The following is a 12,725-nucleotide window of genomic DNA, read 5'->3' as shown; positions in this document are numbered from 1 at the left end:
ATTTTTATTAAACCTTTCAATATATTTAATGTCTTTGTTAAAGTACATACTTAGTTACAATATGTCACTTAAAAATTTACTGTTTGAAATTCTTTTATAACAATATTAAATTCCATAAAAAAATACACTATTAGAAAACTCTAATAGTGTATTTTTCTCTTCTTATTATATATTACACTTTAAATTATTCCTTGACTGGTTTAGCTGGTGTAAACTAAACCAGTCTCTCTCAAATATTAAGCACTTTTTTCTTATTATGTTCTTTAGGATTTATTGTCTCTATTATTGTAAACCAAAGTTATGAAATTGTAAATAGAATATATTACCATTATAATGTTTTTTCTTAAATAAAAATATACAAATAACTTTCTTTTCTTAAATAAAATCGCTAAAATAGCTTTAAAAAATGTTAAAATAAATGTTTTCCATCTATCTTCTATATTTATTTTAATATATTATATATTAAAAACTTAATCATAAATAATTTAATATAATTATTTTTCTATAATACTTTAAGATGATGTTCTGATAAGATTACTGGAGTTATTTAGTATAATAAAAATTTAATAGATAATTAAATTTCAGTAAAACAAAGTATAATAGAATAAATTAAAAAGTGAGATGTTATTATATTCTCTAGAAAATATAATAACATCTCACTTTATCTTTAAGTTGTATATATTTTTTCTTTTATCTGTGTCCTAGTTTTTTTCAACGTCTGAGTAATCTACTCCAAAAGTTTCTACAGTTACAGCTTTCATAACTTGCGGAGTCTGTGGCTTGTCCGCTGCTCCTGTTCTAACTGATGCTATTTCATCAACTGTATCCATACCTTCTATAACTCTACCAAAACCTGCATATTGACCATCTAAATGTGGTGAATTTTTATGCATTATAAAAAATTGAGAACCAGCTGAATTAGGTGCCATAGTTCTAGCCATTGATATAACGCCTCTTTCATGCTTTAAATTGTTAGTGAATCCATTTCCACTAAATTCACCTTTTATAGAATGTCCTGGACCACCCATTCCAGTACCATTTGGGCATCCACCTTGTATCATAAATCCTGGTATTACTCTATGAAATGTTATTCCATTATAATATCCATCATCTACTAATGATACAAAATTTTTAACTGTATTTGGTGCTATATTTGGGTACAACTCAATTTTTATTTCTTTTCCATTTTCCATTACTATAGTTACTATAGGATTTTTATTTTCCATGACTTATTACCTTCCTTTTTATTAATTAAATTACACAATTACATTTATTATATTATACTCTAAATTAAACTCTAGCAAGTATATTTTTTCCTATTTCATATCCTTCTTGATATATAGTTTTACAAAACTCATCATCAAAGTTAAGAGTATCTTTAGGTGCAAATTGAGTGTTAGGTCTAACTACTATTATTTTATCTTCATTATATATTTTTTTGATGTCATCTGGTAAATCATAATTATACTTTGTGGATATCAGAATAATTTTATCCACATTATCCACAATTAAAGGCTCAATTAACGCACTCCTAATTAGACCTCCATCCAATTTAAAACCATCATAAATACCATCTTGCACATCCTTCATGAATTGTTCTTTAAATCCAAGAGTAGCATTTGGATTTGATGGTAACAATCCACTATATGAAATGCTTAAAATTGCTTCGTCTTTAGGCATTTTTGACACATTTACAACCTTTTCTGATACTACCTTATTATTAACTTCTACATAGTTAACATAGAAGTTCATTTTCTCTATTTTACTACTATCTAGTTCTCTCAGATTATCTATAGCTGGAGAATTATCCACAGTATTATTTACTATTTTCACATTTCCGTTCTGGATATCTTTTATATTTGTCCACATTTTTTTCAAGTTATCAACATTACCTGTGTATAAATAATATCCATTTATTGCTCCTATTGATGTTCCTGAAATTGAATAAAAATGATTTATTCCATTATCATACAAAGCGTTAACTACCCCTGCTTGGTAAGCTCCCTTTGCTCCTCCACCTTCTAAGCATAGTCCTAGTTTCATAGTTTCATCTCCAAATTGTTTATCTTATATTTATATTTCAAAAAACTTACTAAATGTTTTATATATACTATAATGGTCTTCAACATTACCTAATTCCCTTATAGAATGCATTGCTAAAATTGGACTTCCTACATCCACAGATGGTATATCTACATGAGTAGAGGATATTGGACCTATAGTACTTCCACCCCTCTCATCTGACCTATTTACAAATTCTTGATACTCGACATTAGCTTCCTTACATATATTTTTGTAAACAGCTATAGAATATCCATCACTTGTATATGCTTGACTTGCATTTATCTTTATAACAGGCCCTTTTCCCATAACTGGTTTATTGGTTGGGTCATGTTTTTCTGGAGTATTTGGATGAATAGCATGAGCTAAATCTGATGATATCATGAAAGACGAATAAATAGCCTCAAAAAATCCTTCTCTATGTTTCCCTATTGATAAACATATTCTCTCCAATATATTTAATAGCATATTTGAATCTGCACCTTGTTTAGTAGAACTTCCAACTTCTTCATTGTCAAATACAGCCATTACATTTACACCACTTTGTCCTTTAGCATCAACTAAAGCATTTAAACTAGCATGTACCATTGCAAGATTATCTTGTCTTCCAATAGATATAAATTCCTCATTAGCCCCTATTAAACTTCCTTTTTCAAATTCATATAAGAACAAATCAAAGTCTATTATATCTTCCACTTTTACATTTAAATTAGATGATATTTGTTTTAAAAGAAAGTTATCTTTTTCTAATGTATCATTTAATAATCCAACTAAAGGTAACATATCTTTTTGCTTATTATATGAATGACCATCATTTATGCTTCTATTCAAATGTATAGCTAGATTTGGTATTATACAAATTGGTTTTTTAAAGTCGATAAGTTTTTCCTTTGGCTTAAGTACACTATCTCCTTTTAAGACTACTCTTCCAGCTATACCAAGTGGTCTATCTAACCATGTACTTAATATTGCTCCTCCATAACATTCTGTATTCAGCTTCAAATAAGCTTTCTCAGCTTCTATTTCTGCATTTGGCTTAATACTAAATGTAGGAGAATCTGAATGAGAACCTATTATTCTAAACCCACCTTCTTCTATATTATCTGAGTTAACTACAAAAGCTACTATAGCAGATAAATTTTTAGTCACGTAGTATTTTCCACCTACTCTTAGATTCCATTTCTTATTTAAAGCTAACTCTTCAAATCCATTTTTATCTAAAACTTCTTTAGCACTATCAACTGCGTGAAAAGATGATGGGCTATCGTATATGAAATCTATTAAATTTTTAGCAAAGCTTATACTATCCATTCCTAATTTTCCTCCATTATAAAATATCTAGTGTTGTATATTCTTTATTTATTTTTTTAATTCCTTGCTTATCAAAGGCTATAGTAACATCTGTTCCAGTTATAGACACGACTGTTCCAACCCCAAATTTAGGATGATGTACTTTAGAACCAAGCTTTATATCTTCTGGATTAGTCTCTTTATTTGAATCTTTTATTGTAGCGTTAACATTATCTGCAACTTTAGATTTACTTATAGTATTCATATACTTTTTAGTATATTTATCTAACATATTATAACTTGCTTTAGAATAACTTAATTCTTTTTTCATTTTGTACAATCTTTCTATACATTCTTCTGGTAACTCTTCCATAAATCTTGAAGCTATTGCAACATTTGTTTTACCATATAGCGTTCTTTTTTCAGTTAGTGACATGTATAGCTCTTCTTTAGCTCTAGTTATACCAACATAACAAAGCCTTCTTTCTTCTTCTATTTGAGATTCACTCAGAGACTTTATAGCTCTTGATATAGGAAATAGTCCTTCTTCCATCCCTGTTAAAAATACAACTGGAAACTCCAATCCTTTAGATGTATGAATTGTCATAAGAGAAACTCTATCATTGTCCTCTTCATCATTAGATTCGGATGTAAGTGCTATACTAGTTAAAAATGTCTCTAAATCTTTATTTTCATAAGTATCATCACTACTACTTTCAAACTCTAGTGCTATAGATATAAATTCTCTTAAATTATCAATTCTATCTTGAGCTTCTTCACCTTTACCAGTTAAATCTTTTTCATTTTTATTTTTTATATCCACAAGTTCATCCATATATCCTGTAGTATCTAAAACTTTTTCTATTAACTTACTAACAGGATAGACTTCTTTTATAGTTCTAAGTGTACCTATAATATCAACAAATCCACTTATACTTGCTCTAGCTTTTGTAGATATATCGGAGTTTGTTTCTATATCAATTAAAACTGAATATATACTCTCTTGTTTCAGATTGGCTCTGTCTTCAATTTTTTCTATAGTTCTAAGCCCTATACCTCTTCTAGGAACGTTTATAATTCTTTTTATAGATATGTCATCCTGTGGATTTTGAATAACTCTTAAATACGCTACTAAGTCCTTTATTTCTTTTCTCTCATAAAACTTTGTACCACCATATATATTATATGGTATTTGACTTCTGTTTAAAGCGTCTTCTACAGGTCTTGCTTGTGCATTTGCTCTATAAAGTACTGCAAAATCTTTGTATGGTCTATTCTCTTTTCTAGCTATTTGTGCAATTGAGTCAGCTATAAAATCAGCTTCTTCTATTTCACTACCAGTTAGTTGTATCTTTATAAGTTCTCCTTCTTTCTTTTCACTCCAAAGTTTCTTTCTTTTTCTTTCTATGTTATTTGATATAACTTTGTTAGCTGCATCTAATATTACTTGTGTTGATCTATAATTTTGTTCTAGTTTCACAACATGTACATTATCATAATCTTTCTCAAATTCAAGTATATTTCTTATATCTGCGCCTCTCCATCCATAAATACTTTGGTCATCATCTCCAACAACACAGATATTTTGATGTTCTCTAGCTAATAATTTTATTAGCTCATATTGAGCTTTACTCGTATCCTGATACTCATCTACCATTATGTATCTAAATCTACTTCTGTAATAAGCTAATACTTCATCATTAGCCTTAAAAAGTTCTACAGTTTTAAGTATTAAATCGTCAAAATCAAGTGCACTATTTCTCTTTAAACGGTCTTGATATAATGCATAAATATCTGCAATTTTAACCATTCTATTATCCGACATATTCATATCTTTAAACTGCTTTGGCGTATAAAGCTTATCTTTTGCTCCTGAAATAGCACTTATAACGGCCTTTGGTTCAAATACTTTATCACTTAAATTTAATTCTTTAAGGCAATCTTTGACTAAGGTTACTTGGTCTGCAGCATCATAAATTACAAAACTTCTATTGTAACCAATTTTATTTATATCTTTTCTAAGTATACGAACACAACAAGAATGGAATGTACTTATCCACATTTCCTTAGTTTCCGAACCTATATTTTGTTCGACTCTTTCTCTCATTTCATTTGCAGCTTTATTTGTAAATGTTATAGCTAATATACTAGGTGCTTGTACACCTTTATCTTCCATAAGGTATGCTATTCTTGTTGTTAGTACCTTAGTTTTACCTGAGCCAGCACCAGCTAATATAAGTACTGGACCCTCAGTTTTTTCTACTGCTTCTCTTTGAGCAGGATTTAATGTATCTAAATTCATATTTCTCCTCCTGTTAACAGCCATAAATATATTTTAATCTAAAATATGAATTACTTCAAATTATAATTATGTATTATATTAATAGATTATTGTCAAATTTTAACAATTAGATAACACTTACTTATAAAATTTATTTTTATATCTATAAAAAAATAACCTTATGATTTGGGGAATCATAAGGCACCTTTAAGGGGTCTAGGTTAAGGGTTATTATATATAAATCTATTTTTTTAAAATAGGTTTAGGGCTTAATTATTTATTTGTACTAAGTCTCTTTCTTTCCAGTACTTATACAAATCTTCTTCTTTCTTAAATAAAGGTAAATTCATATTTTTATGTACCTTTACTAACCATGGAGATTCTAATCCAGCTTGTATAATATTGTTCTCATTTACAAATACACTTTCTGCATTTCCTTCATCAATTAAAATCCCCTTATCCAGTACATATATATAATCGCATATTTCATACATTAAATTCATATCATGACTGGATATTACTATTTTTATATTATTTTTATCTAATCCCTTTATTATATCTACAATAGACCTAGTGCTTACTGGGTCTAATCCAGCTGTAGGTTCATCAAGCAATATAATTTCATTTTCCATTGCTATAACTGATGCAATTGCTACTCTTTTTTTCTGACCATAACTTAAGAAGTGTACTGGCCTATCTATAAAATCTATTCCATTAACAGCTATCAAAGCTTTGTTTATTCTCTCTTTAATAATTTTTTCATCCATCCCAATGTTTCTCATCGCAAATGCTATATCATCATATACTTTTGAGTAAAATATTTGTTTTTCTGGGTCTTGAAAAACAATCCCTACATTCTTTCTAAGATTATACAAACTCTTCTTATCATACTTTAACTTTTCTTCTTTGAAAAGTATTTCTCCAGATGTAGGCTTTAATATTCCCATTAAATTCATAAATAAAGTTGACTTTCCTGAACCATTTGAGCCTATTATACCTATAACATTTCCCTTTGAGAAATCCATATTAATGTTCAATAATGCACTAGCATTTTTTTCATATTGATATGTTAAATTATTTATTTTAAACATCATTATCCCCTACTATGTGAAATTTACCATCATACAATTTTATGTCTAATGATATACACATATCATCATACCTTGTCATAAGCCTTTTGTACAGCATACTTCCAAGAATCCCTAAAGATTTATATGAAGTTTTTAAATTTATGTACCCAAATCTTAGTTCTTGTGATTTATATATCTCTGAAAATTCTTCTAAAAATATAAATATAAATCTATATATTAACATTGATAATTCAACAAAGGTGTCTGGTAAATGCAATTTTTTGAAGAAAAATATTAACTGATTAAAAGGTGTTGTAAGTATACAAAAATACACACAAGTTAAACAAGACATAGCTCTAAATAACACATGAATAGACATGTCAATAGATGCCTTTGATATTCCTATATAAAAACTAAAAAATTGAAAACTATATAGTAAATCTACTTTATTAAAAGATATATTTACAAGAGTTATACCTATACTAAGAAATAAAAAATACATTGGTATTTGAAGTAATTTCAAATAATTTTTTAAATCTATCCCTGCTACACAAACAACTAAAATACTCATTAAAATCATAATTCCACTTAAGATAAATACATTTTTTATTACCATAGAAGCAATTAGAAAAATTGCTCCTATGGCTACTTTTTTATTTGGATTTACTTTACTCAATCTATTTGTATATGCATATTTATCAATTATAAGCATAATTAACTTCTCTTTCCTTTTTGAATACCTAATATGTATCCTATTACACCTGCACCTAAAGCTGCTTGTGCAGAGAATAATAAACTCTCTATTTCTCCACTTGGTGGCTCATATGGGCTACTAAACCAAGGCTCATAATTTGGATTTATCTTAGTAATTTCACTTTCAGCTTGACCATCTGCTCCTCCATATTCAGCACCTGAATTTACAAGTAATGGGAATATAATAAGAGCTACTACTAATAAAAGTAATAATATGTTAGTTTTTGTTTTAGCACTCATTAGCTTTAACTCCTTTATCATTATTTTCTAGTATGCTTTTTTCTCCATTTTCTGTAATTAAATTATATACAATTACAGTAAGGATACCTTCTGCTATTGCTATTGGTATTTGAGTCATAAAGAAAATTCCTAAGAATTTAATTGCTGAAGCCATCACTCCACCAGATGGGTCTGGAAAAGCCAGTGCTAATTGTATTGAAGTTATTGTATATGTGGCTAAGTCTCCTATTGCTGCTGCAAGAAATACTGGTATAGCATTATTTCCATCTTTTTTCTTTAATGCTTTAAATATTAAAAATGATATAATTGGCCCTATTATAGCCATTGAAAAAGCATTAGCTCCTAAAGTAGTTATTCCACCATGTGCTAGTAATAATGCTTGGAATATTAAAACTATAGTTCCAAGAACAAACATTACACTTGGTCCAAACATTATTGCTCCAAGACCTACTCCAGTAGGATGTGAACAACTTCCTGTTACTGAAGGTATTTTTAATGCTGATAATACAAAGACAAATGCTCCACATAGAGCTAATAAAACTTTCTTCTTAGGGTCTTGCTTTACTATTTTACCTATTGATTTTAATCCCACTAAGAAAAATGGTATAAATATAACTCCCCATGCTATAGACCATTTTACTGGTAAGTAACCTTCCATTATATGCATTGCATTTGATGTAACTGGAGTTAAAATTATTAACATAAGTGCAGCTATAACCCCTAATTTGATATTTTGTTTCATTTGAGTATCCCCTCTCTCCCTTTCTAATAATTAAAATATGAATAATACATGTATCCCTCATTATAGCAAAATAAAAAAGCCTAACTCGATGGCTAGGCTTCTAATTTTCGACAATCTAAATACAAACACATAAAATAAACATATCTGTATAATTATTATAAGAAACTTTCTCCATCCCCGAAGAAATCACTTTAATATTTTAGGCAGGTCTCCTGACTTAGCTTCATCCTACTCCTCTTCCTTCCCATGAAATATAAAAACATATTATCATAGTGGCTAACAAAAGTTTCGTCTGCATCACAGTAGCGGGGGCTGTAAAGGAATTTAACCTTCTTCCCTATTAATCTTGCTTAAAGAACCTATAATATTATATATTTAATTTTTAATATTACTTTATTTTTAATTCATTTTCTATATAAATCATTGTATACCTTTTCTGTGAAAATTTCTACATTTTTTACAAATTTTATTCATTTTTATATTTTTATGTATATAAATTCTTTTTTATAAATCTATTAATTCCTAATTATTTTCTTTAAATACATTGAAACTACATCAGAAAATCTAGTTATATCTCTTGAATATATAAAATCATTTCCATAGATTAATCTTTCAGCTTCAAGTTCTGATTCTTTGCCTGTAAATACTCCTAATACTAATATATCTTGTTTCCTAGCTTTTCTTACTTCATTAGCTGTGTCTCTTAAACCAACAACACCTCTATAAGCTTTTTCACCTCTTAAAGTTCTCTCACTGTTTTTTCCTATCTTTACATCATTTGGTCTTCCATCACTAAGGACTATCAAAATTTTATTTTCTTCATCTCTATTTATCAAACCACTACATATAGATTTTATAGCTAAACCATCTCTATTGTTACCAGCGCAGAAGTATTCAAAGATGTTTTCACTATTTTTAATACTGTCATCATAATCCTTAAATCTTTTTAATATCGTATAATCTAAGAAACTAGAAAAACCCATAACTCTATTTGGTATTCCAACTTCCGTCAAAGCATTTGCAATTATGTAAGCTTGAATTGCTACATTTCCTTGGTTTCTACTTTGAGAACCACTTGCATCCAACAATATATCAATAACATATTTTCCTTTTTCATTTTCTATATCTTTATAAAATATTTTATTATTATTACTCCTTCCAACTCTCCAGGCTCTATTTGCTAATATAGTACCACAATCAGAATATACTCTATTTTTAGTATTTTCTTCTACTAAAATCCTAGAAAGGCTTTCTTTTAATCGCTTTATTTGTTGTCTATACATCCTAGCATGTTCTCTAAATTTGCCTAAATTATTTTCTTTTTGTCTTGTCACATATTTTAGCTGAAAAACGTTATTACATTCACTTCTAAGAACACCATCTGTGAAGTGAATTCTACATCCTTCATGTACGTTTCTACAATTTTGTGTTTCAAGCTTTTTAATTTCACCCTTACTTAAATAAGTTTTCCCATAGTAATGTTCTATTTTAGTGTATATTTTATTTACAGTCTCTTCATCAACATATATAACTCTATCTGCTGAATTGTTAGCTTGAGAATTGTCAAAGTCTCCTACTCCCTCTATAAGCATTGATGAGGAGATTGAATCTATATCACTTTCAACGATATTTTCATCTTCATCGCTATATAGTTCTTCATACATAAAATCAGCAAACGTATCAAAGTTTACTTCAACATTTTTTACATTGTTTTCATCATATGTAGAATTATTTTCTTCACTATTCAATATATATTCAAAATAAGTTAAATATATAACATCTAATGCCTTTAAAATCTCCATAATATCCTGATTTGTATCTATAAGCCTTATATCATTTACTATTCTTTTAGTTATACTATCTAATGCTGGATGTTTATCCATGCTATAAAGTACAAATGCATATTTAATCTTGTCCATCATATTGTTATTGTATATCTTGGTAAAACGTGAAACAATATCTTTATATGCTCTTTTTCTAATATCTTCTATTCCAGGTCTATCTTTAATAGCTTTTTCTTCAACAATTGTATTTAGTATAACTTGAATTAGACCTAATATAACATCCTTATCATATCCTTTTCGTATTCTATTTGTGAGGTATTTTTTAACTATATCCCAGTCTACATATTTTCTTCTAGCTCCTGCAATTATTGCAAAGTATAGACCTATTTCCTTTGAAGAATAATCTTTTTCTGATATATCTATACTTTCGTTATAATCACCAGCTATTGTCCAAGATAAGTTATTTGCTCTATTTTCAAATTCATAATCATCATATATCCATTTCATAATCTCACCTATATTAAATATGACTTATTGGAAATATATCTGCACTCTCCCATTTATTAGGTATTCTTGTTTTAATTACATCTCCAACCATTTCTTTTTCATATATATCAAAAGTCTTTCCTGTAAGCCCCATATTAATTGCAAGAGTTGGCTTTAATCCTCTTCTTATAGTTTTAAGAGATGCCATAAGACCTCTTAAATCAATAGCTTTACTAGATATTTCACCATTTTGAGATTTTAATTGTAAATCTAAAAATATCCCTGCAAATTGTGCTAATTTTTCTTCATCAGCATCTGAAAATTCATTTTTCAAAATCATCATTAACTTCTCCTCTTCTACAGGAGGAATATCTATTACCATAAACCTAGAAACTAGAGCTTCATTAAGTTCCTTTGTTCCCGCATACTCATAATTCATAGTTCCAATAAATCTTGTTGCTGGGTGCAGATTAACTCTCTCATAACCTGGTACATCAATCACTCGACGATAATCTAAGGCTGAATGAACTACAACTATGGCATCATTTTTTGCCATATTAATTTCATCAAATATTCCAAATCCTCCATTAACAGCACACTCATAAACTGAACCCCTTCTAAGTTTAACTTCATTATCTATAAATGTATCTGTACCTATAAGTGTTGAACTATCTGTATTTATATGAAACGAGGTATTCCATTGGGGTCTATTAAATATCTCGCCTAAATTATCAGCAAGTAAATTTTTCCCTGTTGCCTTTGGCCCTGACAATAAAATATTTTCTTCTTCTAAAATAGCTGTTATACACATAGATAATATCTCTTTCCCATAAAAATAAGTTTTAGATTTTGTTACTCTGTATTCTAAATCTTTTTCTAAGCCATAATAATTTCTGAAATGCAATACATCTTCAATAAGTTTCTCATCTACCCCTTGTATCCTTAAGTTATCTATTATATCCATATCCTTACCCCTTTTATATAAAATAGTATTTGTTTTATTTCTTAACACCATTTTAGCACAAAAGGATATAGCCTAAAATTAATTTTATAAATTAATAACAGCCCTTTCTGTATTCTACAAAAAGGGCTGTCCATATATATTTTTATAATCTTATTCTATTGTGTTTTTTATGTATATGTGACTTAATAGCAAAACCAACAATAATTATAGCTATTGGTATAATTAGAACCATAAATTTATAATCATTATAATGTGACATTATTTTTACCCAACTCTCTGAAAAAATATACCCAATACTAATTAACGAAGTATTCCATATGGTGATACCCACAATAGAGGATACAATAAAAGTTATAATATTCTGACCTGCAATACCTGCTATAAAAGATATGTATGTTCTACATAGAGGAATTAATCTACATACACAAACAGAAATAGAAGAGTATTTGTTAAAATAATCTTGTGATGTAAAAATTCCCTTTTTTGCCTTTGGACATATCTCTACTATCTTATTTATGATAGGTTTTCCTCCCCAATTACCTATTGTATAACAAAATATTGAACCAAGTATACCTGCAACTATACTTAAAATTAAAATAGTTAGAAAACCAAAATGATTTCTTGCTGCAATAGCACCACAAAGTGGCAAAACTACTTCACTAGGTAATGGAAAACAAGCATACTCAATCATAATTAATACAAATACAGATATTAATCCATATTGTAAAATAAAACTATTGATTACAGACACCCACTTATCTATCTCCTTTCTTATTTAAAAGTACATACCTATAAAACCTCACATCCTACATTATAAGAATTAATTTATAAAAAACTCTTTAAAATATTATATGTGTTTATATAAAGCATTTATAACAGACTTATGTTTTTTTAATAAGAAATTTGAAAATAAGAAACTTGACAACAAAAAATAAAAAAAATTACGTGGCTACGTCCTACTCTCCCAGGCAGTTTCCCACCAAGTACCATCAGCGCTAGAGAGCTTAACTTCTGTGTTCGGAATGGGAACAGGTGTATCCTCTCTGCTATTGTA

11 protein-coding genes, 1 rRNA gene and 1 riboswitch are annotated in these 12,725 nt (G+C 28.4%); all 12 genes read right to left on the bottom strand.

Annotated elements, in window-relative coordinates; all coding sequences use genetic code 11:
• Positions 1 to 701: 701 nt before the first annotated feature.
• Complete coding sequence (locus IC173_RS16130) at positions 702 to 1,226, bottom strand: peptidylprolyl isomerase (protein ID WP_227435515.1); 525 nt, start codon at positions 1,224 to 1,226, stop codon at positions 702 to 704.
• Positions 1,227 to 1,290: 64 nt separating this feature from the next.
• Positions 1,291 to 2,043, bottom strand: a complete 753-nt coding sequence (locus IC173_RS16125) for a patatin-like phospholipase family protein (protein ID WP_227435517.1) — start codon at positions 2,041 to 2,043, stop codon at positions 1,291 to 1,293.
• Positions 2,044 to 2,073: 30 nt separating this feature from the next.
• Positions 2,074 to 3,372 (bottom strand): M18 family aminopeptidase, encoded by a 1,299-nt coding sequence (locus tag IC173_RS16120; RefSeq protein ID WP_227483396.1) that lies wholly within the window; start codon positions 3,370 to 3,372, stop codon positions 2,074 to 2,076.
• Positions 3,373 to 3,388: 16 nt separating this feature from the next.
• Positions 3,389 to 5,653, bottom strand: coding sequence for a DUF3553 domain-containing protein (locus IC173_RS16115; RefSeq protein ID WP_227435521.1), 2,265 nt, complete (start codon positions 5,651 to 5,653; stop codon positions 3,389 to 3,391).
• 248 nt (positions 5,654 to 5,901) lie between these two features.
• Positions 5,902 to 6,723: an energy-coupling factor ABC transporter ATP-binding protein gene (locus IC173_RS16110; protein WP_227435523.1), complete on the bottom strand. Its 822-nt coding sequence runs from the start codon at positions 6,721 to 6,723 to the stop codon at positions 5,902 to 5,904.
• The gene (gene cbiQ, locus IC173_RS16105; RefSeq protein ID WP_227483398.1) at positions 6,716 to 7,414 is read right to left on the bottom strand and encodes a cobalt ECF transporter T component CbiQ; all 699 of its coding nucleotides are present in this window, start codon (positions 7,412 to 7,414) and stop codon (positions 6,716 to 6,718) included. Before cbiQ ends, IC173_RS16110 begins: the two co-directional genes overlap by 8 nt.
• Positions 7,415 to 7,416: 2 nt before the next feature.
• Positions 7,417 to 7,716, bottom strand: a complete 300-nt coding sequence (locus tag IC173_RS16100) for an energy-coupling factor ABC transporter substrate-binding protein (RefSeq protein WP_413927557.1) — start codon at positions 7,714 to 7,716, stop codon at positions 7,417 to 7,419.
• The gene (locus IC173_RS16095; RefSeq protein ID WP_227435530.1) at positions 7,685 to 8,437 is read right to left on the bottom strand and encodes an energy-coupling factor ABC transporter permease; all 753 of its coding nucleotides are present in this window, start codon (positions 8,435 to 8,437) and stop codon (positions 7,685 to 7,687) included. Before IC173_RS16095 ends, IC173_RS16100 begins: the two co-directional genes overlap by 32 nt.
• 184 nt (positions 8,438 to 8,621) lie before the next feature.
• Positions 8,622 to 8,815, bottom strand: a riboswitch (cobalamin riboswitch).
• A gap of 137 nt (positions 8,816 to 8,952) precedes the next feature.
• Positions 8,953 to 10,728, bottom strand: coding sequence for a nitric oxide reductase activation-like protein (locus IC173_RS16090; RefSeq protein WP_227855855.1), 1,776 nt, complete (start codon positions 10,726 to 10,728; stop codon positions 8,953 to 8,955).
• 13 nt (positions 10,729 to 10,741) lie between these two features.
• Complete coding sequence (locus IC173_RS16085) at positions 10,742 to 11,671, bottom strand: AAA family ATPase (RefSeq protein WP_227834850.1); 930 nt, start codon at positions 11,669 to 11,671, stop codon at positions 10,742 to 10,744.
• 142 nt (positions 11,672 to 11,813) lie between these two features.
• The gene (locus IC173_RS16080; protein ID WP_227834851.1) at positions 11,814 to 12,422 is read right to left on the bottom strand and encodes a DedA family protein; all 609 of its coding nucleotides are present in this window, start codon (positions 12,420 to 12,422) and stop codon (positions 11,814 to 11,816) included.
• Between the two features lie 192 nt (positions 12,423 to 12,614).
• A 5S ribosomal RNA gene (rrf, locus tag IC173_RS16075) occupies positions 12,615 to 12,725 on the bottom strand; the annotation flags it as partial.

Origin of the sequence: Clostridioides sp. ES-S-0048-02, from assembly GCF_020658495.1 — a bacterium.
Taxonomy (GTDB): Bacteria; Bacillota; Clostridia; order Peptostreptococcales; family Peptostreptococcaceae; genus Clostridioides.
The sequence above is the reverse complement of the archived record's forward strand: the minus strand, read 5'-3'. Positions and strand labels throughout refer to the sequence as shown.

What these genes read in the sequence shown, in the direction of transcription:
- IC173_RS16120 (WP_227483396.1), bottom strand. Translation starts at nt 3,372, where the DNA reads ATGGATAGTATAAGCTTTGCTAAAAATTTAATAGATTTCATATACGAT.
- IC173_RS16115 (WP_227435521.1), bottom strand. Translation starts at nt 5,653, where the DNA reads ATGAATTTAGATACATTAAATCCTGCTCAAAGAGAAGCAGTAGAAAAA.
- IC173_RS16110 (WP_227435523.1), bottom strand. Translation starts at nt 6,723, where the DNA reads ATGTTTAAAATAAATAATTTAACATATCAATATGAAAAAAATGCTAGT.
- IC173_RS16100 (WP_413927557.1), bottom strand. Translation starts at nt 7,716, where the DNA reads ATGATAAAGGAGTTAAAGCTAATGAGTGCTAAAACAAAAACTAACATA.
- cbiQ (WP_227483398.1), bottom strand. Translation starts at nt 7,414, where the DNA reads ATGCTTATAATTGATAAATATGCATATACAAATAGATTGAGTAAAGTA.
- IC173_RS16090 (WP_227855855.1), bottom strand. Translation starts at nt 10,728, where the DNA reads ATGAAATGGATATATGATGATTATGAATTTGAAAATAGAGCAAATAAC.
- IC173_RS16085 (WP_227834850.1), bottom strand. Translation starts at nt 11,671, where the DNA reads ATGGATATAATAGATAACTTAAGGATACAAGGGGTAGATGAGAAACTT.
- IC173_RS16095 (WP_227435530.1), bottom strand. Translation starts at nt 8,437, where the DNA reads ATGAAACAAAATATCAAATTAGGGGTTATAGCTGCACTTATGTTAATA.
- IC173_RS16130 (WP_227435515.1), bottom strand. Translation starts at nt 1,226, where the DNA reads ATGGAAAATAAAAATCCTATAGTAACTATAGTAATGGAAAATGGAAAA.
- IC173_RS16125 (WP_227435517.1), bottom strand. Translation starts at nt 2,043, where the DNA reads ATGAAACTAGGACTATGCTTAGAAGGTGGAGGAGCAAAGGGAGCTTAC.